The sequence below is a fragment of the Amnibacterium flavum genome (assembly GCF_003097495.1).
Taxonomy (GTDB): Bacteria; Actinomycetota; Actinomycetes; order Actinomycetales; family Microbacteriaceae; genus Naasia; species Naasia flava.
Genome location: NZ_QEOP01000001.1, coordinates 789,570 through 809,610, shown reverse-complemented (window position 1 = coordinate 809,610; position 20,041 = coordinate 789,570). Strand labels below are relative to the sequence as shown.

The 20,041-nt window shown below is 69.0% G+C and carries 18 protein-coding genes and 2 tRNA genes; 6 read left to right on the top strand and 14 right to left on the bottom strand.

Annotated elements, in window-relative coordinates:
* Window positions 1-46: 46 nt before the first annotated feature.
* Together DDQ50_RS03850 and DDQ50_RS03845 are read right to left on the bottom strand one after the other, a co-directional pair.
* On the bottom strand, window positions 47-865 hold the full coding sequence (locus DDQ50_RS03850; protein WP_116755365.1) for an ABC transporter permease: 819 nt from the start codon (window positions 863-865) through the stop codon (window positions 47-49).
* A complete protein-coding gene (locus DDQ50_RS03845) occupies window positions 862-1,890 on the bottom strand; it encodes an ATP-binding cassette domain-containing protein (RefSeq protein ID WP_240614224.1) in 1,029 nt (342 codons plus the stop codon). The genes DDQ50_RS03850 and DDQ50_RS03845 overlap by 4 nt, the downstream gene beginning before the upstream one ends.
* A 135-nt stretch (window positions 1,891-2,025) precedes the next feature.
* On the opposite strand from DDQ50_RS03845, the gene DDQ50_RS03840 reads away from it, so the two are divergent.
* The 3 genes from DDQ50_RS03840 (at window position 2,026) to DDQ50_RS03830 (ending at window position 5,491) form a co-directional block, all read left to right on the top strand.
* Entirely contained in the window at window positions 2,026-2,901 is an 876-nt protein-coding gene (locus tag DDQ50_RS03840; protein WP_116755364.1) for an ABC transporter ATP-binding protein, read from the top strand.
* Entirely contained in the window at window positions 2,898-3,761 is an 864-nt protein-coding gene (locus DDQ50_RS03835; RefSeq protein WP_116755363.1) for an ABC transporter permease, read from the top strand. Before DDQ50_RS03840 ends, DDQ50_RS03835 begins: the two co-directional genes overlap by 4 nt.
* Before the next feature lie 140 nt (window positions 3,762-3,901).
* Complete coding sequence (locus DDQ50_RS03830) at window positions 3,902-5,491, top strand: molybdopterin-dependent oxidoreductase (RefSeq protein WP_116755362.1); 1,590 nt, start codon at window positions 3,902-3,904, stop codon at window positions 5,489-5,491.
* A 16-nt stretch (window positions 5,492-5,507) separates the two neighbouring features.
* On the opposite strand, the gene DDQ50_RS03825 is transcribed toward DDQ50_RS03830, so the two are convergent.
* From DDQ50_RS03825 to DDQ50_RS03815, 3 genes are read right to left on the bottom strand one after another with little or no spacing between them, the layout of a single operon-like run.
* Complete coding sequence (locus DDQ50_RS03825; RefSeq protein WP_116755361.1) at window positions 5,508-6,683, bottom strand: UDP-N-acetylmuramate dehydrogenase; 1,176 nt, start codon at window positions 6,681-6,683, stop codon at window positions 5,508-5,510.
* Between the two features lie 4 nt (window positions 6,684-6,687).
* Entirely contained in the window at window positions 6,688-7,110 is a 423-nt protein-coding gene (locus tag DDQ50_RS03820; protein WP_116755360.1) for a MaoC family dehydratase, read from the bottom strand.
* Window positions 7,107-7,553: an FAS1-like dehydratase domain-containing protein gene (locus DDQ50_RS03815; RefSeq protein ID WP_116755359.1), complete on the bottom strand. Its 447-nt coding sequence runs from the start codon at window positions 7,551-7,553 to the stop codon at window positions 7,107-7,109. The genes DDQ50_RS03820 and DDQ50_RS03815 overlap by 4 nt, the downstream gene beginning before the upstream one ends.
* A 161-nt stretch (window positions 7,554-7,714) precedes the next feature.
* On the opposite strand from DDQ50_RS03815, the gene DDQ50_RS03810 reads away from it, so the two are divergent.
* Window positions 7,715-9,442 carry a glycosyltransferase gene (locus DDQ50_RS03810; protein ID WP_116755358.1) on the top strand — a complete coding sequence of 576 codons (1,728 nt, stop codon included), beginning with the start codon at window positions 7,715-7,717 and terminating at the stop codon, window positions 9,440-9,442.
* A 47-nt stretch (window positions 9,443-9,489) separates the two neighbouring features.
* On the opposite strand, the gene DDQ50_RS03805 is transcribed toward DDQ50_RS03810, so the two are convergent.
* Window positions 9,490-9,681 (bottom strand): hypothetical protein, encoded by a 192-nt coding sequence (locus DDQ50_RS03805; RefSeq protein WP_116755357.1) that lies wholly within the window; start codon window positions 9,679-9,681, stop codon window positions 9,490-9,492.
* 212 nt (window positions 9,682-9,893) lie between these two features.
* A complete protein-coding gene (locus DDQ50_RS03800; RefSeq protein WP_240614223.1) occupies window positions 9,894-10,652 on the bottom strand; it encodes an SDR family NAD(P)-dependent oxidoreductase in 759 nt (252 codons plus the stop codon).
* Between the two features lie 149 nt (window positions 10,653-10,801).
* Here DDQ50_RS03800 and DDQ50_RS03795 point away from each other — a divergent pair, with 149 nt between their 5' ends.
* On the top strand, window positions 10,802-11,290 hold the full coding sequence (locus DDQ50_RS03795) for a MarR family winged helix-turn-helix transcriptional regulator (RefSeq protein ID WP_116755355.1): 489 nt from the start codon (window positions 10,802-10,804) through the stop codon (window positions 11,288-11,290).
* 125 nt (window positions 11,291-11,415) lie between these two features.
* Here the strand turns inward: DDQ50_RS03795 and DDQ50_RS03790 are convergent, their stop codons facing one another.
* The 4 genes from DDQ50_RS03790 to DDQ50_RS03775 all read right to left on the bottom strand — a co-directional run bounded on the left by DDQ50_RS03790 (window position 11,416) and on the right by DDQ50_RS03775 (window position 15,083).
* Window positions 11,416-13,977, bottom strand: coding sequence for an excinuclease ABC subunit UvrA (locus DDQ50_RS03790; protein ID WP_116756078.1), 2,562 nt, complete (start codon window positions 13,975-13,977; stop codon window positions 11,416-11,418).
* Between the two features lie 218 nt (window positions 13,978-14,195).
* The gene (locus tag DDQ50_RS03785; RefSeq protein ID WP_116755354.1) at window positions 14,196-14,678 is read right to left on the bottom strand and encodes a hypothetical protein; all 483 of its coding nucleotides are present in this window, start codon (window positions 14,676-14,678) and stop codon (window positions 14,196-14,198) included.
* Window positions 14,679-14,904: 226 nt separating this feature from the next.
* Window positions 14,905-14,978, bottom strand: a tRNA-Met gene (locus DDQ50_RS03780).
* 33 nt (window positions 14,979-15,011) lie between these two features.
* Window positions 15,012-15,083: transfer RNA gene (locus DDQ50_RS03775), tRNA-Thr, on the bottom strand.
* 193 nt (window positions 15,084-15,276) lie between these two features.
* On the opposite strand from DDQ50_RS03775, the gene DDQ50_RS03770 reads away from it, so the two are divergent.
* Window positions 15,277-16,992, top strand: a complete 1,716-nt coding sequence (locus DDQ50_RS03770; RefSeq protein WP_116756077.1) for a glycoside hydrolase family 13 protein — start codon at window positions 15,277-15,279, stop codon at window positions 16,990-16,992.
* 30 nt (window positions 16,993-17,022) lie between these two features.
* Here DDQ50_RS03770 and DDQ50_RS03765 read toward each other — a convergent pair whose 3' ends face one another.
* From DDQ50_RS03765 to DDQ50_RS03755, 3 genes are all read right to left on the bottom strand, one after another.
* The gene (locus DDQ50_RS03765; protein ID WP_165829680.1) at window positions 17,023-17,685 is read right to left on the bottom strand and encodes a M23 family metallopeptidase; all 663 of its coding nucleotides are present in this window, start codon (window positions 17,683-17,685) and stop codon (window positions 17,023-17,025) included.
* Between the two features lie 268 nt (window positions 17,686-17,953).
* On the bottom strand, window positions 17,954-18,736 hold the full coding sequence (locus DDQ50_RS03760) for a M23 family metallopeptidase (RefSeq protein WP_116755352.1): 783 nt from the start codon (window positions 18,734-18,736) through the stop codon (window positions 17,954-17,956).
* Window positions 18,737-19,039: 303 nt separating this feature from the next.
* Window positions 19,040-19,864, bottom strand: a complete 825-nt coding sequence (locus DDQ50_RS03755) for an inositol monophosphatase family protein (RefSeq protein ID WP_116755351.1) — start codon at window positions 19,862-19,864, stop codon at window positions 19,040-19,042.
* Window positions 19,865-20,041: the final 177 nt, after the last annotated feature.

The following is a 20,041-nucleotide window of genomic DNA, read 5'->3' as shown; positions in this document are numbered from 1 at the left end:
CGACAGTCGATGAACACCGGCGCAGATCTCCTCGATCTGTGCAGGATCAGGAGTTCTCGCGGCGGAACGTGCGGGTGCCCGCCCAGACGGCGAGCGCCGTGAGCCCGATGGTCCAAAGCACTCCCCAGAGCACGTTCGCCGTGGTGAAGTCCGACGCGAAGGCGTCGCGGACCGCGTTGACGATGTACTTCGTCGGCATGAAGTCGCTCAGCGTGACCAGCCAGTCGGGGGCACCGCTGCGCGCGCTGATCGGCAGCAGGATGCCCGACAGCAGAAGCACGGGGAGCGCGATGCTGTTGATGAGCGGGGCCATGACGTCCTCGCTCTTCGTCGTGAGCGCGAGCGCGTTCGACGCGGACGCGCAGGCGACACCGAGCAGCACGACGATGAGCAGCCCGAGAAGCAGTCCCCCCGGCGACGCGCGCAGCCCGAAGGCGAAGGACAGGACGATGAGCACCACGCCCTGGACGAACAGCTGCACGACATCGCGGAGCACCCTGCCGACCAGGAGCGCGGTGCGGCTGGCGGGGGTCACACGTTCTGCCTCGACGACCCCGGACCGCCACTCCGAGATCAGACTGAATCCTGCGAAGAACGCACCGAAGATGCCGAGCTGAACCAGCAGACCGGGCACGAAGAACGTGTACGCGTTCTCCGCACCGATCGCTCCCGCGAGCGGCTCCAGCAGCGGTCCGAACAGCACGAGGTAAAGGACGGGCTGCAGGAGCCCGATGATCACCCACGCGGGATTGCGCACCGCCAGGCGGAACTGCCGACGGAAGATGACGAAGGTGTCGTGCCAGAAGCTCGAGCGCCGCTTGCCGGTCGCTGTCGTCACCGCGGAGGCGGTGGGGGTCGTGGTCATGCGCCCTCCCGGAGCGATCGGCCGGTCACGGTGAGGAAGACGTCGTCAAGTGTGGGCCGACGCACGTCGATGGAGGCGAGCTCGACGCCGACCGAGTCGAGGCTGCGCAGCAGGCCGGCGAGCACCGATCCGGCCCCCGGCACTCGCGCCTGGACCGATGCCCCGTCGATCTCGGGCTCGGTCGAACCGGCGGCCTTGAGCCGTTCCGCCGCGTCGCCCGCGCGGGACGGGTCGACGAGCTCGAGCATGATCAGATCCCCCGACACCTCCCTCTTCAGCGCGTCCGGGGTGTTGCTCGCGACGATCATCCCCTGGTCGATGACGAGGATCCTGTCGCAGAGCGCGTCCGCTTCGTCGAGGTAGTGGGTCGTGAGGAACACGGTCCGACCGCGCTTGTCGCGGAGGTCCGCGATGTGCTCCCAGAGATTGGCGCGGGCCTGGGGGTCTAGTCCGGTCGTCGGCTCGTCGAGGAAGACCAGGGATGGGTCGTGGACGAGCCCCATCGCGATGTCGAGGCGCCGCCGCTGGCCGCCCGACATGGCCTTAGGCTGACGTTCCCACAGCCCGTCGAGGTCGAGCTGCTCGAACAGCTCGCGTCCGCGGGCTTCGGCCTGCGCTTTGCTGATGCCGTAGAGCAGGCCGTGGTCGACGACCTCTTCGCCCGCGCGTGCCTCGGGCGAGGTGGAACCGCTCTGCGACACGTAGCCGATGCGCTGGCGGACCTCCACCGGGTCGCGGGCGACGTCGAATCCCGCGACCGTCGCGGTGCCCGAGGTGGGACGTAGGAGGGTGGTCAGCATGCGGAGCGTCGTCGTCTTGCCCGCACCATTGGGTCCGAGGAATCCGACGATCTCGCCCTCGTCGACCGAGAGGTCGACGCCCGCGACCGCGACGACCTCGGTCTTCTCACGCCCTTTCCTGCCGGTGAACGTGCGCGCCAGTGCACGAGCCTCGATGATCGCCACTAAGTCCTCCCAGCGGGCCGCGACGGGCCACAGGGTGCCATTGTCTGTGCGCCGGTTCACAGTGTCAACATCTCCGGGATGTCAGGAGAGCCGCATCCGGCGAGTCGCCACGATCAACCCATCGGATGGGCCCGATGTCGAGATTTCGCGGCGCCGACACTGTCGGCGGACGGCCGGGGACGGCACGATGGGTCGATGACCGAATCCGCCAGCGCGCCCGTCGTCTCCGTCGCGGGACTCACCAAGCACTACGGCGAGGTGGAAGCGCTCCGCGGGGTCACGTTCGACATCGCACCCGGAGAGACCTTCGCGCTGCTCGGACCCAACGGGGCCGGCAAGTCGACGACCATCGAGATCCTCGAGGGCTTCCGCGATCGGACCGCCGGCGACGCGACCGTGCTGGGCACCGATCCCACCCACGGCGGGATCGACTGGAAGGCGCGACTCGGCATCGTGCTGCAGAGCACCGGCGAGCCCGGCAACGTGACCGTCCACGAGCAGCTCAGCCACTTCGCGAGCTTCTACCCCGACCCCCGCAACGTCGACGAGGTGATCCGCGCGGTCGGACTCGAGGAGAAGGCCAAGACCCTCATCCGCTCGCTGTCCGGTGGTCAGCGCCGACGCGTCGACGTCGCACTGGGTGTGATCGGGCGCCCGGAACTGCTGTTCCTCGACGAACCGACCACCGGATTCGATCCCGAGGCCCGCCACCAGTTCTGGGATCTGATCCGGTCGCTCCAGCGGGAGGGGACGACGATCCTCCTGACGACCCACTATCTCGACGAGGCGGCGCAGCTGAGCGATCGGGCCGCGGTCATCGCGGGCGGCCGGATGGTGGCGCTGGGACGGATCGACGGGCTCGGGGGCGATGAGGCCAGGATCCCGCTCGTGCGGTGGCGGGACGTCGACGGACCTCACGAGCAGCGGACGGAGACTCCCGCCGCGTTCGTCGCCGACCTCGTCGCCGCCTCCGGCGGGGAGCCGCGCGACCTCGAGATCGTCCGGCCGAGCCTGGAGGACATCTACCTCGAACTCGTCCAGGCCGACGAGAAGGAACGGAACTCCCTGTGACCGCCATCCGATCGACGACGACCACGACCCGCACGCTCGGCGGCCCCGGCAGGATCCTCCGGCTCGGCGCGGGTCGCGCCGTGTACGAGACGCGAAGCTACTTCCGGCAGGGTGACTCGCTCTTCTTCACCTTCCTCTTCCCCACCGTGATCTTCGTGATCTTCGCGGTGGCGTTCGGATCGAGCGGTGACGTCGGTGCAGGACCCGACGGCACCGGCGGGATCAGCATGGCCGCCTACTACCTTCCGGGCATGGCGGCGGCGGGTGTGCTCTTGAGCGGGATCCAGAACCTCGCCGTCGATATCGCGACCGAGCGGTCGGACGGGACGCTGAAGCGACTGGCGGGATCCCCTCTCCCTGTCCTCTCCTACTTCCTCGGCAAGTTCGGCCAGGTGCTCGTCACCTCGATCCTGCAGCTCCTGCTTCTCTTCCTCGTCGCGAGGCTCGTCTTCGGGGTGGAGCTGCCCGGCGACGCCGAGCACTGGGCCCGATTCGGCTGGGTGTACCTGCTGGGAATCGCCACGTCCGCAGCGTTGGGCATCGCCCTGTCGCGCGTTCCCCGTACCGGGAAGAGCGCATCCGCGGTCATCGTGCCGATCCTCCTGGTCCTCCAGTTCGTCTCCGGCGTCTACATCCAGTTCTCCGTCCTCCCCGACTGGCTGCAGACGTTCGCATCGGTCTTCCCGCTCAAGTGGATCGCGCAGGGAATGCGCTCGGCACTGCTCCCCGAGAACTTCGCCGCCGCCGAGCCCGGAGGCACGTGGGATGTCGGTACCACCGTCCTCGTCCTCGTGGCGTGGCTGATCGGGGGGACCATCGTGAGCCTCCTGACCTTCCGCTGGAACCGCAAGGACGCCTGAGCTACCGATCCCCCGCCAATCTGCGCCCCCGCGCGGCGCGCCCTGCCCCCTCGCGCCCAATCCGCGCACACCATCGCTGACGAACACCTTCTACAGCTCCAGCGCGAACCCGTGCGTCGAGCGATCACAGAGGAGTACCGGTGGCTGAGGCAAAGGGCACGAAGCGCAAGACCCGGAGGTTCTGGCCTTGGGCCGCACTCGCGGGGGTCGTGAGCGCCGGTGCCTTCCTCGCGGTCGCCGAGCTCGTCGCGCTGCTGGTCGGATCCGGAGCCAGCCCCATCCTCGCGGTCGGCTCGTTCGTGATCGACATCGTGCCCCGCTGGGCGAAGGAATTCGCGATCGAGGTCTTCGGCGCGAACGACAAGCTCTTCCTGCTTCTCAGCCTCGCCATCGCGGTCGTCATCGCCGCCGCCGTCGCCGGCGTCGTCGAGTACATCCGCCGCCCATTCGGTGCCGTGATCATCGGTCTCGCCGGCGTCGTCGCGATCGCAGCGACCGTGACCCGTGCCGGAGCCAGTCCGCTCGTCGCGATCCCCTCGGTGCTCGGTGCCGTCGTCGGAATCGTGCTGCTGTCCCTCCTCATCCCCCGGTTGCGGACCTGGCGCGACAGCACGGCGCCTGCCGTAGCGACCGGAGCAGGGTCGGCTGCTCCCGCGAAAGCCGTCGGCCGCCGCGGATTCCTGCGACTCACCGTGATCGCCGGCGCCGCATCGCTGGTCGTCGGCGTCGGCGCACGCCTCGTGAGCGTCGCCACCTCATCGATCGGCAAGGTGCGAGACGCTCTCAAACTGCCGGAACCCGCGAGCCGGGTGACGCTTCCGGACGGCGCCGAGCTCGACGTCGAGGGGCTCAGCTCGCTCGTGACCGCCAACAAGGACTTCTACCGCGTGGACACGGCTCTCACCGTGCCCTCGGTGGACCCCGAGACCTGGACCCTCACCATCGACGGGATGGTCGGCGAGACCGTCACACTCACGTTCGACGACCTGGTCGCCATGGGACTCGACGAGTACATGATCACCCTCACCTGCGTGTCGAACGAGGTCGGCGGAAGCCTGCTCGGCAACGCGGTCTGGCAGGGCATCCCCATCCGGGATGTGCTCGCTCTCGCCTCTCCGGATTCGAGTGCCGACATGGTGCTGTCCCGCAGCGTCGACGGCTTCACCGCCAGCACGCCGATCTCGGCGCTGACCGACCCCGATCTCGACGCGATCCTCGCTGTCGCCATGAACGGCGAGCCGCTCCCGCTCGAGCACGGCTTCCCCGTCCGCATGCTCGTCCCCGGCCTCTACGGCTACGTGTCGGCGACCAAATGGCTCTCCGGCCTGACCGTGACGACGTTCGCGAAGGACGAGGCGTACTGGACTCCCCGCGGCTACAGCGCCGAGGCACCGATCAAGCTCTCCTCCCGCATCGACACCCCTCGCATCGACAAGGCGCTCGCCGCCGGCCCAGCGAAGATCGCCGGCATGGCGTGGGCGCAGCCCGTCGGAGTCGGCGCCGTCGAGGTGCAGATCGACGACGGCGACTGGCAGCCCGCCACCATGTCGACGCCCGTGAACGGGGCGACCTGGGTCCAGTGGGTCATCGACTGGCAGGCCGAGACGGGCACGCACTACGTAGCCGTTCGCGCAACCGACGTGAACGGGACGGTCCAGACCGAGGAGCGCGCCTCGATCGCGCCGAACGGGTCGAGCGGTCTCCAGCGGACGCTGATCCGCGTCACCTGACGCGGACCGGCTCCGTTCAGATCGTCGAGCCGACCAGCACCGGTTCGGGCTGCAGGAGCACCCCGAACTCGACCTGGACGAGCGCCCGCACGTATCGAGCGAGCTCGAGGATCTCAGTCGCGCTGGCGCCTCCCGTATTGACGATGGCGAGGCTGTGCTTCGACGAGATCGCCGCCCGGGAGCCCGTGAGGCGGAATCCGCGCGAGATGCCCGCGTGCTCGATGAGCCACGCGGCACTCAGCTTGACCCGGTAATCGCGCTCCCCGGGGGCCGGTGCGGGCAGTTCCACACCGAGGGGCGCGACGACGTCGGGCTGCCTCTCGCCCGTCGGCCAGCGGGGCGCGTCGGCGGGCATGGTCCGCGCGAAGCGCTCCGAGACGACCGGGTTGGTGAAGAAGGATCCGGCACTGACAGAGTCGGGGTCGTCGGCGCTCAGCACCATGCCTTTGCTGCGGCGCAGTTCGAGGACCGCGTCGCGCAGCACGCCGATCGGCACCCGGTCGCCGAGTTTGGCGCCGAGCGCCTGCGCCAACTGCGCGTAGCCGAGCGGGTGACTGAGGGCGGTTCCCTCGTGCGCCCCCAGAGTGAACTCGACGGCGGTCACGATGCCCTGGCGGCCTTGCTTGATTGTCGACGTGCGGTAGCCGAGGCCGAGCTGGGAGGCGGGCAGACGAACGACCTCGCCCGTCAGGTAATCCAGGAAGTCGACGGCGTGCAGCGTGGCCGCGAGCTCCTGGCCGTAGGCGCCGATGTTCTGGACGGGGGATGCGCCGGTGCTGCCGGGGATCCCCGAGAGCGCCTCGAGACCCGACCAGCCGCGCTCGACCGTCTCCGCGACGAGGTCGTCCCAGGGGTGCCCCGCCTGCACCCGGATGCGAACGGTCGATTCGGCGGGCGACACCTCGCGGTCGACACGGGCCGTCTCCCGGTGAGCGACCAACGGGATGCTCGATGTGCGCACCGCGGGGGGCAGCACCTCGATGCCGCGGGACACGGTCCGGAGCACTGTCCCCTCGAAACCGTCGTCGGAGACGACGACGTTCGATCCGCCGCCGAGAACCATCCAGTCGTCGCCGGACCCCCACACCTCGAGCGCTGCGGCGATGATGTCAGCCTCGGTCGAGAGGTCGACCACCTCCGCCGGACCGCCGACGCGGAGCGTGGTCAGCTCGGAGAGGAGCCGCTCGGACATGAGGTCAGTCCACCGAGACGACGGCTTGCGCCCTGCCGAGAACGGTCTCGCCGCCGAAACGGACGGTGAGGTCGATCCGCGCGGTGCCTGCTTCGGTGTCGAGCGCACCGATCTTGCCGATGACTTCGAGGGTCGCCCCGGTTTCGGGGTCGACGACGACGGGGCGCGTGAACCGCACCTGGTAGTCGCGCACCCGGTGGGCGCCACCCGCCCAGTCGATCGCGGCCTCGGCGGCGATGCCCATGGTGAGCATCCCGTGGGCGAGGACACCGGGGAGCCCGACCGAGCCCGCGACGTCATCGCGATAGTGGATGGGGTTGAAGTCGCCCGAGGCCCCTGCGTAGCGGACCAGGGAGTCGCGGCTGACCTCGACCGTGCGCTCGGAGACGACGTCGCCGACGCTCAACTCGGAGATGCGCGGGCTCATTCGTCGCCCCTGACGACGATGGTGGAGGTCGCGGTGACCACGTGATCACCGGCGCCGTCGCTGATCGCCGTGTCGGCGGTGACCATCGAGTGTCCACCGATGCTCTTGACGCTCGTGACCGTGAGGATCGCCGTGAGCTCGTCGCCCGCGACGATCGGACGGGTGAAGCGGAAGCGCTGGTCGCCGTGGACCACGCGGGTGAAATCGATGCCGGCCTCTTCGTCGTTGATCACCTGCTTGAGGGCGTGTTCCTGGAGGAGGACGCCGAAGGTGGGCGGAGCGACGACGTCTCGGTAGCCCGCCGCGACGGCGACATCGGGGTCGAATGAGATGGGGTCGGTCGCGAAGACGGCGCGAGCGAACTCGCGCACCTTCTCGCGGCCGACGAGGTAGGGCGCACTCGGCGGGTAGACCCGCCCTTGGATCGCCGGATTCACTGCCACACGTCCAGTCTACGGACGGTGGGTGAGGGCTCGGACGCGCCACCCCATCCCTGCTCCGCAGAGGCGCGGAGGCACATCCCGCGTTCAGGCGGGGGCGCCTAGCATTTCGCGTCGACGCTCCTCGATCGGGCGCCGCTCAGGCTGCCCCGGGGAGGCGAACCGTGACGGGAGATCACGAGGCGCTCCTCCCCCACGGTCGGCAGTTCGCCCTCACCTGGGGCGTGAGCACCGAGTTCGGCGGTATGACCAGCGCGATGCTGCGTCGCTCGCGAGCGTTCGCGACCCTCGCCTCCTCCCCGGTCGACGTTCTGACCTTCGACGTCCGCGATGACTACGCGACCGTCAACGCGGTCCTGCGCGGCGACGGTCGGCTCATCGACGGAGTGCGCCTCCGCAACTTCTGGGACGAGCTGACCGAGACCACCGAACTCCCGTCTCTGCGAGGAGCGAAGAAGAAAGCGCTCGAGGGGTTCTCCCCGCTGCCGGGCGACGGGCGCACGCTGCGTCGCACCGACTCGGCGGGCGCCGTTCTGCAGATCGACCGGCACCGTGCCGATGGGTCGCTCGCGCTCAGCGACCGACGGGACGTCGACCAGCCGGGCAGGGCGGGCGGACGTTCCCTCGTCCTCTGCAACGCGGACGGGCAGCCTGTCGTGGGCTTCACCGGGGCGCGCGCCGCCTACCGGGCGTGGCTGGATCTCGTCGTCGGCGATCACGACTCCTTCTTCATCGTCGACAGCAAGACGGCAGCGCCGATCGTCGCCGGGTACTCGAACCCGCGGGTCGCGCGCATCCACCTTTTGCACAGCTCGCACCTCGCCGGGGAGCACCGGCCATGGGACGTCGTCAAGGCGTCGCGACGGGAGGCCCTCGCCCAGATCGCCGGCTTCGATGCGATCGTCGCCCTGTCGGAGCGTCAGCGCGACGATCTCGACACGATGTTCTCCCTCGGCGATCGGCTCGAGGTGGTCCCGAACTCGACCGGGCTGCCTTCCGCGGCTCCCCGCCTCGATCGCGACCCACGCGCCGGGGTCGTTGTGGGCAGCGTCGATGAGCGCAAGCGCGTCGATCACGCCGTCGAAGCCCTGGGCCGGGCCCGGGCGGTCGGCAGCGAGGCGGTGCTCGACGTCTACGGGGACGGCCCCTCGGTGCCCCGACTCGTCGACGCCATCGGATCGAACGGCCTTCAGTCGGCCGTGACGATCCACGGTTTCGATGCCGGGGCAGCCGAGCACTTCGCCGAGGCCTCCTTCTTCACCCTCACGAGCACGACCGAGGGATTCCCCCTTGTTCTGGCGGAGGGAATGGCGCGCGGCTGCATTCCCCTCGCCTACGACATCCCGTACGGTCCGGCCGACATCGTCGCGGACGGCGAGACGGGGTTCCTGCTCGCTCCTGGCGACGTCGCCGGTCTGTCGGATCGGATGCGGTCGATCGCCGCCGCGTCGGCGGAAGAGCTCGCCCCGATGAGGGAGGCGGCCGCCCGGGCGGCTGCCGCCTTCAGCGACGAGTCGATCGTCGGGCTCTGGGCCGGGGTCTTCGAGCGGGCGCGCGACCGCGTCCCTCCCGCGGGCAAGAAGCACAAGGTCGAGATCGTCGGGGCCACTGTGCGGCGTGGTCGCGAAGTCGAAGTCGACCTCCGGCTGCGCGGGGTGGATGTCTCACCAGCCGAGGTCAGCGCGGCCATCGCGATCCACGGTGTCGATGCGCCCGTCGAGCTGCGGATCATCGGGGCGGTTCGGCGTACCCTGCGCCACGGGGTCTGGCGGGTGCGAGCACCGCTCCCGTCCGACGCATCCGAGCTTCTCGTCGGAACCCGGATCGCCGCACACCTCGAGAGCACCGTCGGAGCCAAAACGGTCCGGACACCGTTCAGCGTCGAGAGCTGAGCCGCAGAGGGCTCCCGCTTCCGAGAGGCCGGGGATGAGCCCCGCCGTCAGTCGAAGTCGGCGACCCGTCCGGTCTTGGGGTCGATCTGTACAGCCGACACCGGGGAGCCCTTGCGCGTTCGACGCGGTCCGCGGCGGCGCAATCCGGAGGTCATCGTGAGCCATCCGCTGACGGAATCGACCTTGTACTGAGCCCTCAGAGGAGCGGGGGCGGGAGGAACGGCTTCGGTCGCGGTCATCACTTCTCCTTCGGACTTCACTAGGCAGTCTAACTATCTCCGTTCTGTTGCTGATGACGTGCCTCACTCAGCCGATTAACGGCTTCATCCCCGATTTCTCGCACCCATGATCGGATCGACGACATCCGATCAACCCAGCAGGCAATCAATCGGAAGCGGATGCGTCACCTGATGCTTCGTTTCGCAATAGCTGCCCCTGGGCTCGCTACCCGTTAGAGGACCGACGTCAACACTCCCCCGTCGGCTCGCAACGCCGCCCCGTTGGTCGCGGACGAGACGGGGCTGGCGAGGTACACGGCGAGGCTGGCGATCTCGTGGGGCTCGATGAACCTCTCGAGAAGGGAGGTCCTATTGCTTCCGATGATGGCCGCCTTCAGCTCCGACGCGTCAACTCCTTGGCCTCGCGCCATCTGCGTCACCGCGCGCTCCACGCCATCCGAATAGGTGGGGCCGCCGAGGATCGAATTGACCGTGACCCCGGTGCCCCGGGTCAGCTTGGCCAGTCCGTTGCCGAGGGCGAGCATTCCCGCCTTGGTCACCCCGTAGTGGGTCATCTCGGCGGGGACGTTGACACCCGACTCGCTGCCGATGAAGATGATCCGCCCCCATCCGGCGTCGATCATCGCGGGGAGGGCATGGCGCGCCAGTCGGACCCCGCTCATGACGTTGACGTCGAAGTATCGTCGCCAATCGTCATCGTCGATGCTCCCGAACGGGGCCACCTCGAACAGGCCGACGTTGTTGACGAGGATGTCGACCCGACCCAGTGAACTCAGGAGCGCCTCCACCTGTGTGGGGTCGCCGAAGTCGGCTGCGAGCCCCGAGACCGCCGTGCCAGGCACCTCCGCCTCCAGCTTGCGGACGGCGATCTCAAGGCGATCCGCATCGCGTCCGTTGATCACGACCGAGACCCCCTCTCGGAGGAGCGCCCTGGCGATCGCGTAGCCGATGCCCTGCGTCGAACCGCTCACGAACGCCTTCTTGCCTGTCAAACGCAGATCCATCTTGTGCCTTTCCGCCGCTTTTTTACTTGCTCAGTCAAGTGAATCCATCGTTGGTTACTTTCCTGGTCAAGTCAAATGGGCACGAACTCAGGCCGACCGTCGGATACCCTTCCCCCATGCCGGACCGCGATCGGACCTCTGCTCTCGAGGGCGAAGACCTCGAGACCTGGGCGGGCCTCGCCACCCTTCTGGAATGGCTGCCGCCCGCACTCGACGCCCAGCTCCTGCGCGACTCCGGACTCACGCACTTCGAATACGGGATCCTGTTCGCTCTTGCCGCCGCCCCCGAGCGCGCCCTGCGCATGAGCGTGCTCGCCGACTACGCCAACAGCTCGCTCTCGCGGCTTTCGCGCGCCGCGTCGCGGCTCGAGAGTCGGGGATGGCTCCGCCGAACCCCCGATCCAGCAGACGGCCGTTCGACCCTGGCGATCCTCACCGAGCTCGGCGCCGTGAAATACGGGGAGGCGACCCCGGGTCACGTCGACACCGTCCAGCGGTTGGTCCTGGGAGTCCTCACCCGGGCTCAAACCCGACAGCTGCGCGAGATCACCCGTCGGATCACCCACGCGATACGTGCTGAGGAGGGCTGGCAGCAGACCCGGTGATGCGACCGGCGTCAGCCATCGGATCGTCCGCGCGCTCGCTCAGCCCCCTTATCCTCGGACCTCGCGAGGTGCGCCTCGACTCTGCGGGCACACCGACGGGGCCTCCACAGGTGCTACCGCCGGGGCTATCGTCGCGCCAGCGCAGCCTGGAGGAACGGAGCCGTTCGACTCTCTGCGCGGCCGGCGACCTCCTCCGGTGTTCCAGCGGCGACGACCTGTCCTCCCGCGTCTCCCGCTCCGGGTCCGAGGTCGATCACCCAGTCGACTTCGGCGACGACGCGCATGTCGTGCTCGACGACGATCACGGTGTTGCCGCCATCGACGAGACGCTGCAGGTGACCGATCAGACGATCGGAGTCGGCGGGGTGCAGGCCGGAGGTGGGCTCGTCGAGGAGGTAGAGCGTGTCACCTCGCGGGGCGCGGCGCAGCTCCGACGCCAGTTTCACGCGCTGCGCCTCTCCGCCGGAGAGCTCCGTCGCCGACTGGCCCAGCGAGATGTAGCCGAGCCCGACGTCGAGCAGCGCATCGAGGTGCTGCACGATCTCGGCGTCCTCCTCGAAGAATGCTCGCGCGCTGGTAACACTCAGCGCGAGCACGTCGGCGATGGTCTTGCCGTTCAACCGGATCTCGAGCGTCTCCTGGTTGTACCGGGTTCCCCCGCAGGCGGTGCAGGGGGCGTGGACCGTCGGCAGGAACAGCAGCTCGACCTCGATCATGCCCTCGCCCTTGCAGACGGGGCACCGGCCACTGGCGACGTTGAAGGAGAACCGGCTCGCGCCGTATCGGCGCCGCCGCGCCTCCGGAGTCGCAGCGAACCGGCTGCGGATTCGATCGAACACACCGGTGTAGGTCGCCACGTTCGATCGGGGCGTCCGTCCGATCGGCTTCTGCGTCACCTGCACGACCCGACGAACCCGATCCGCGGGTCCTGACGCCCGACCCGTCGTCGCAACCGGCGCCTCGGCGTCGAGGGGGTCCTGCGCGAGCGGCTCGGATTCGTCGTCGACCTCATCGGTGCGGCTGGCGAGGTCGGCCCGCAGGAGGTCGGGGATGCCGTGGTTGATGAGCGTCGACTTGCCGGATCCGGACACCCCCGTGATGGCGGTGAAGGCGCCGAGAGGGAAGGACACCGAGACGTCCGCCAGGTTGTTGCGCCTGACGTCCTCGAGCGTCAACCGGGCATCGCCGGAGCGACGCGCGCGCTTCTCCCTGGGTTCCCCGCCTGAGCCGTCGAAGAGGTAGCGCCGTGTAGCCGACTTCTCGACATCGCGCAGGCCGTCGATCTCGCCCGAGTAGACGACGGTGCCACCGTCGGCGCCCGCGCCGGGACCGATGTCGACGATCCAGTCAGCTGCGCGGATCACGTCGAGGGAGTGCTCGACGTAGTAGACGGTGTTGCCGGAGTCTCTGAGGCTCCGGAGGATCCGCAGCAGGGCTTCGGTATCGGCGGGGTGGAGCCCTGCGGACGGTTCGTCCAGCACGAACACGACACCGAAGAGACGCGAGAGCACCTGCGTCGCCAGTCGCATGCGCTGCAGCTCGCCGGACGACAGGGTCGACGTCGTCCGGTCGAGGCTGAGATAGCCGAGGCCGAGGTCGGTGATCGGCGCCAGTCGTCCGAGCAGCTCGGTCACGAGACGCTGCGCGGCCAGACGCTTCTCGGGAGGGAGTTCGTGCGGCGCCGATGCGCCCCACCCGGGCGCGAGGACCTTCTCCATCAGTCGGACGACATCGTCGAGCGGCATCGCCGATACCTCGGTGATGTCGGCGCCCTCGAACGTCACGGCGAGAGCTTCGGGCTTCAATCGCTTGCCGCCGCATGAGGGGCATCGCACGCTCACCATGAAACCCGCGGCCTTCTCGCGCATGCGTGCGCTCTTCGAGCCCGCGAACGTGTCCATGACATATCTCTTGACGCCCAGGAACGTGCTCATGTACCGCGGTTCCACACCGGCGGCGACGGCCTTGCGCACCTCTTTCGGCGAGCGATCGGTGAAGATCGGCACCTGCGGCGACTCCTGCGTGTACAGCACCCAGTCCCGCTTGTCGGCGGGCAGATCGCGCCACGGCACGTCGATGTCGTAGCCCAGGGAGATGAGGCTGTCCTGCAGCTGCTTTCCGTGCCAGGCCGTCGGCCAGGCCGCGAGGGCCCGCTCGCGGATCGAGAGCGAGTCGTCGGGCACCATCAGCTCCAGCGGCACGTCGTAGACGCGACCGAGACCGTGGCAGGTCGGGCATGCGCCCTGCACGGTGTTCGTGGAGAAGTCCTCGGCGAACAGCATGGGCGCGCCGGGCGGGTACGTCCCGATGCGGGAGTACAGCATGCGCAGCACGTTGGCGACCGTCGTCGCGCTCCCCACGCTCGAACGGGCGGTGCCGCCCGATCGACGCTGCGGCAGGGCGACGGCGGGCGGGAGACCGTCGATCGAGTCGACGTCGGGGACGCCCACCTGATCGATCAGCCGGCGCGCATACGGGGCGACCGACTCGAAGAACCGGCGCTGCGCCTCGCCGTAGATGGTGCCGAAGGCGAGCGAGCTCTTCCCCGACCCGGACACCCCGGTGAACGCGACGAGTGCATCCCGCGGGATGTCGACGTCGATCGATCGCAGATTGTGTTCCCGCGCCCCGCGCACGGTGACGCGCTGTAGTCCCGGGGACTCCGCGAAAGGGTCGATCTCCGTCATGTCGAGCATCTCCTCGTTGGCCCCAGGGTGGGAGGGATGCCTCGCCGTCGATCAGGACGGGATCGGCGCCGCAGCAGGCATGCGGCAACGGTCTCACACCCACGTGTGCCCTACATGCACGCGCCTCCTTCGCGCACGCTCGACAGAGCGCGTGCGGCCCATCCGCGGCTCGACCCGCCCGGGTTCAGCCCTGCCAGCGGCAGCAGATCACTCTGCGGCTAGTAGGTTCCGGCCGGGAAGTAGCAGGTGAGCACGACTGTGCGGTCGGCGTACTGGACCGACGCGACCGCGGCCTGGGGCGGGGTGAACTGCCACTTGTCCCACTCCTCCCTGGTGGGGTCGTGGTCGAACTTCGAGCAGACCGTCGGCGTGGTGACCGGCTTCGTGATCGGCTTCGCGGTGTACGGCAGCTGGAAGTGGCAGACCTGCGTGAGCGAGCCGTCCAAGCCCGGGAACGAGGCCGGGGTCCCCAGCAGGCCGTAATCGAGGATCCCGAGCACCTCCGTCGTGTACCGGTCCCCGTAGACGCACTGGCTCGCGCCCGGGTTATCGGGATTGAAGCCGCCGTAGTAGCCGTTGCCGGGCTTGATCGTGGCGGCCTCGGCCGCCGGCGCCGAGGTCACGACCGCGATCGATGCACTGGCGACCAGCAGCCCGATCGCGGCCAGAGCCGTGAGGAGAATTCTGCGGGGACGAGCCATGAGGATGCCTGCTTCCTGACGGTGACGGGGAATGCCCGAACCGTATGGCTCACGACAGCCGACACGCCAGCGAAGCGACCATCATGAGAAGCCCTCGGGTACCGAGCCCGACGATGGCCTTCGCGAACCGCCCACCGCGCGGGCGGCTTCTCGATCCGCGTGGGCGGCTTCTCGATCCGTCCTCGGGACAACGCAAAAAGGCCCCTGACGGGGCCTGTTTGCGTTGTAGCGAGGGCGGGACTCGAACCCGCGACACCACGATTATGAGCCGTGTGCTCTAACCACCTGAGCTACCCCGCCGCGAGGCTATCCCGTCGAAAGAGGGAGAACCAGAGCCCCGAGTCAGGATTGAACTGACGACCCCTTCCTTACCATGGAAGTGCTCTACCACTGAGCTATCGGGGCGATCTGCAGACGGCACCGGATCCCCGGGCCCCTGCGGCACCAGAAGAGAGTAGCACCTCACCGCGCCCGGACTCGAAGCGGCACCGTCACATGGCGACAGGAGTGTCCCGGTTGCCGTCAGTAGGGTGTGACGGTGACGATCGACAGCGCACCACTCGACCCCGGCGCCCCCGAAGACTCCCGCCCGACGGAGATCGACGACGACACCGAACTCGTCGCCACGCGCCCCGCCGACGAATGGTGGCGGTCCGCCGTCATCTATCAGATCTACCCTCGGTCCTTCGCGGACTCCGACGGAGACGGGATCGGTGATCTCGCCGGCGTCACCGCACGACTGGACTCCCTCGCCGATCTCGGGATCGACGCGATCTGGCTCTCCCCGTTCTATCGGTCGCCGCAGAACGATGCGGGATACGACGTGGCCGACTACCGCGACATCGACCCGCTCTTCGGCACGCTCGACGACTTCGACACGATGCTGCACAAAGCGCACGAGCTCGAACTCCGCGTCATCGTCGACCTGGTCCCCAACCACAGCTCCGACGACCACGTCTGGTTCAAAGAAGCCCTCGCCGCGGCACCCGGCAGCGCCGAGCGCGCCCGCTACATCTTCCGGGACGGCCGAGGCCCCGGCGGCGATCTGCCGCCCAACAACTGGGAGTCGGTGTTCGGCGGCGACGCGTGGACCCGCGTCACCGAAGCGGACGGCACCCCCGGCCAGTGGTACCTCCACCTGTTCGACAGCAGCCAACCCGACCTCGACTGGTCCAACCGGTGGGTGCACGAGCAGTTCATCGACGTCCTGCGCTTCTGGCTCGACCGGGGCGTCGACGGCTTCCGTGTCGACGTCGCCCACGGAATGGTCAAAGCCGAAGGCCTCCCCGACTGGACGCCTGCCGAAGGCGCCGGATCTATGGGAGGCGCCGGTGGAGTGAGCCTCTCCCCCGGCCTCGAGAGCGAAGCGATCACGCAGCCCGACACCCCGCCGTACTGGGCACAGGACGGCGTGCACGCGATCTTCCGCGAGTGGCGCAGCGTGCTCGACGAATACGAGGGCGACCGCGTGCTGTGCGCGGAAGCGTGGGTCGACCCCCTCGCCAAACTGGCGCTCTGGGTGCGGTCCGATGAGATGGACCAGGCGTTCAACTTCACCTACCTCGAGACCCCCTGGTCGGCTCCCGCGATCCGCAAGGTCGTCGACGACTCCATCGCCGCCTTCTCCAGCGTCGGGGCACCGAGCACCTGGGTGCTCTCCAACCACGACGTCGTGCGCCACGCATCGCGCCTCGCCCTCACCGCCCCCAACCCGCAGGGCGCCGGTGTCGGGCCCCGCAGCGCGGGGCAACCGATCCCCGAGCTGGGCCTCCGCCGCGCTCGCGCGGCGACCACCCTCATGCTCGCGCTTCCCGGCAGCGCCTACCTCTACCAGGGCGAAGAGCTCGGCCTTCCCGAAGTGGTCGACCTGCCCGACGAGGCCCGCGAGGACCCCACCTTCCGACGCACCGGCGGCGAGAAGTACGGGCGCGACGGCTGCCGCGTCCCGATCCCGTGGGAGTCCGACGCCCCCGCGTACGGCTTCAGCCCCACCGGGGCCAGCTGGCTGCCACAACCCGGCGAATGGTCCGAGCTCGCGCGCGACGCCCAGGCGGGAGTGCCTGGCTCGACGCTCGAGCTCTACCGGGCAGCACTCGCGGAGCGCGTCGCGAGCGGTCTCGGAACGGGAGCACTGAGCTGGCTCGGCGGATTCGGCGACTCGGTCGTCGCGTTCGTCAACGCCGGCGTCACGGTGATCGCCAACGTCGGCGAGATCCCGGTGGAACTGCCGATCGGCGAGGTCCTCCTCAGCAGCGAGGCGCTCGACGGGGCTACCCTGCCGCCCGACACCACCGTGTGGCTCCGCACGGAGTGACGCCTCGGACCTGACCGGCGCGGCGCGGTCTCAGCCGGCGTGCTCGTTGAGCCACGCCACGGGATCGACGTTCTCCGTGCCGTTCAGGCGGATCTCGAAATGCAGATGCGGCCCGAACGCGAAGCCGGTGTCACCTACGGTGCCCACGAGCTGACCTACCTTGACGGTCTCGCCCTGCGAGACAGCCACCGATCCGAACTCCATATGGCAGTACACGGAGGAGACGAGCTGCCCGTCGATCTGATGGTCGATGATGACGTGGACGCCGAGGCCGTCGTCCGACTCCTCGATGTAGCGGACGACGCCATCGGCGATGATCTGGATCGGCGCGCCCCGGCCGGGGAGGAAGTCGACCCCGCGGTGCATGGTCACCCCGCAGGTGTCGCAGAGCACTCGGGGGCCGAACTGATCGGACATCGGCACACCCGCGGCGAACGGCCACTGGATGGGGGCGGTGGAGTTGTTGACGAACTGGGTGGGCCGGCCCGCGCTCTGCGCGAGGAGCTGCTGCCGCAGCGAGGTCACCGAGTAGTCATCCCGGCTGATGGGGATGTCGGCACCGCCGCTGATCTCGCCCAGTTCCTGCGGGGGCAGTCTCGACACGATCGACTCGGGGGCGTTCGCCGTCGCGATGTCGGCCGGTGTCAGGAGCGAGTTGACCGGAATCGTGGTGACGATCGTCACCGCCGCCACGAACAGCATCGTCAGCGGAGCGAGGATGCGCCGGCGGGGAGCCCGCTTCGCAGGAGGCGCAGGCGGCCGGGATGCTCGCGACAACGGTGAAACCCGCATCACCGCCGCTGCGGACGGCCGGATCCGGGCGCCGCTGCGGAGACGCTCTGACTCGATGAGCTCGCGTCGGGTGCCGGGAGTTGGATGCTGATTCATGGTCGCGTTCTCGCGAGTTCAGCATAGGTCGCGCCCTCAGCGCCACCCATCGGGTCGACGGCGAGGCGCGAGGTCACCCGGCGTGCGCGACCAGCCAGAGGTACGGGTCGACGGCGGTGCCGTCGGCCATGTGGATCTCGAGGTGCAGATGCGGTCCGGTCGCCTGCCCGGTGCTGCCGACCAGGCCGATCCGGTCGCCGACATCGATGGTCTGGCCCTCTGAGACGGCCACGGATCCGAACTGCATGTGAGCGTACGTGCTCGTCATGGTCTGGCCGTCGATCTCATGCTCGATGACGACATGCACGCCGAGGCCGGAATCGGACTCGACGACCTGCCGGACCACTCCCGCGGCGATCGACTGGATCGGCGCGCCTGCGCCCGGGTTGAAGTCGGTTCCCTCGTGGAACGGCTTGGCACCCGCCGGCTGATCGGGACGGTACCCGTAACCGGACGAGATGGGAACACCCACGGCGAACGGCCACTGGATCGGGGCATCCGGGTTGTTGGTGAAAGTGCCGACGTTGCCGAACCGGCTGGCGAGCGCGTTCTCCTCGGCGTCGGTCACCGCGTACGAGTCGCGCGAGATGGTGGCGTCGGCCGCCTGGGCTCCGGCACTCGTCAGAGTCTGGCTTCCGCGCGCCTGGACGGTTCCGAGGTTGCCCTGCTGGAGGTCGTCGGCGGTCAGGAGCGCGTTGGCGGGGACCGAGGTCACGACGGTCATCGCGGCGACGGTCAGCATGGTGGCGAACGTGGCGATGGGGCCGACGAACCGTCGGCGGCGCGGTGGCAGCGGTCGGCGTACAGCCTCGGCCTGGATGCGTCGGGCTGCTCGGGAGGCGGGAATCCCCGTCACGCTCGGACTCGGCCGCTTGGGGATTCCTCCGGGCCGTCGGCGCGACTGCCCCTCGCGCATCTCGCGTCGGGTCAGGGCCTGGGGGACGGCTGTCGCGTCGTCATCGCTGGGCTGGAAGCCGCGCGGGGTGTGTGGATTGTGAGGAAACGCCAAGTGCTCGTGTTGCTCCAGGATCGTGCGCCGGAAGGGCTTGTGGCACTCCACGCGACGCGATTGCTGCGGGTCGAGACGATGCGGTTGTATCGACCAGACAAGCCAAGTTACGTGCTTGCGACAGCAAATGCCAGCCGCGGGCGACGATTCTCAGGAGTCGGGGGCGCCGGTGGTCCGGATCAGATCGAGCAGTTCGTGGGCGAGTCCGGGGTTCGCGGCCACCAGATAGTCGTTGCCCCCGGCTGTGCCGTTGAGCCCTGTGACCAGTGCTCCGGCCTCCTGCGCGATGAGGGCACCCGCCGCCATATCCCAGTGCTTGAGACCCCGCTCGTAGTAGGCGTCGAGGCGTCCGTTGGCGACGCTGCACAGGTCGAGAGCGGCGGCGCCCATCCGCCGGACGTCGCGTGCCCTGCGCAGGACTTCGCCGACGAGGGCGATCTGGGGCTCACGCTCGGGGATGCTGTAGCCGAAACCCGTTCCGACGAGTGCGCGGTCGAGTTCGACGCCGCTGTTGGCGTGGATGCGCCGGTCGCCCTGCCAGGCCCCGCCACCCCGTGCCGCGGTGAAGATCTCGGAGGTGGGCGGGTTGACGACGGCGCCCGCTTGGGCTGTCCAGGTCTCGGGTTCGGGGTCGCCCTCGACGACGGCGATGCTGACCGCCCAGGCGGGGAAGCCGTAGAGGTAGTTCACGGTGCCGTCGATGGGGTCGACGATCCAGGTGAGTCCGCTCGTTCCGAGCTCCGCGCCCGACTCTTCTCCGAGGAACCCGTCGTTCGGGCGGGCGTCGGCGAGCAGAGACCGGATGAGCTGCTCGGTCTCGCGGTCCGCGCGGGTGACGATGTCGATGGGCGTGGACTTGGTGTCCGCGACCTCCACGCCCTCGTGACGTCGCTGGAGCGCCAGCGCACCGGCGGCGAGCGCAGTGTCGCGCGCGATCATGAGCAGTTCGTCGAGTCCGGCAGTGGGAGACACCATGCGCACAGTCAACCGCATCAATCCGTAGCGCGACCCACGAGCGGGGCGGGCGCGAGCGGGTGGGGCGCACGCGGAGCAGCTGAGCCGTCCCCCCCCTCGCCCGACAGTCGTGAGCGACGGCCCCAGCGGAACCCGCCCGGGTAGAGGAATGTCCCAGGCGTCTGGAGTTGGATTTTA

Excerpts from the sequence above, each read along its gene's own strand:
- DDQ50_RS03850 (WP_116755365.1), bottom strand. The coding sequence starts at position 865 with ATGACCACGACCCCCACCGCCTCCGCGGTGACGACAGCGACCGGCAAG.
- DDQ50_RS03840 (WP_116755364.1), top strand. The coding sequence starts at position 2,026 with ATGACCGAATCCGCCAGCGCGCCCGTCGTCTCCGTCGCGGGACTCACC.
- DDQ50_RS03825 (WP_116755361.1), bottom strand. The coding sequence starts at position 6,683 with ATGTCCGAGCGGCTCCTCTCCGAGCTGACCACGCTCCGCGTCGGCGGT.
- DDQ50_RS03820 (WP_116755360.1), bottom strand. The coding sequence starts at position 7,110 with ATGAGCCCGCGCATCTCCGAGTTGAGCGTCGGCGACGTCGTCTCCGAG.
- DDQ50_RS03805 (WP_116755357.1), bottom strand. The coding sequence starts at position 9,681 with ATGACCGCGACCGAAGCCGTTCCTCCCGCCCCCGCTCCTCTGAGGGCT.
- DDQ50_RS03795 (WP_116755355.1), top strand. The coding sequence starts at position 10,802 with ATGCCGGACCGCGATCGGACCTCTGCTCTCGAGGGCGAAGACCTCGAG.
- DDQ50_RS03790 (WP_116756078.1), bottom strand. The coding sequence starts at position 13,977 with ATGACGGAGATCGACCCTTTCGCGGAGTCCCCGGGACTACAGCGCGTC.
- DDQ50_RS03785 (WP_116755354.1), bottom strand. The coding sequence starts at position 14,678 with ATGGCTCGTCCCCGCAGAATTCTCCTCACGGCTCTGGCCGCGATCGGG.
- DDQ50_RS03755 (WP_116755351.1), bottom strand. The coding sequence starts at position 19,864 with ATGGTGTCTCCCACTGCCGGACTCGACGAACTGCTCATGATCGCGCGC.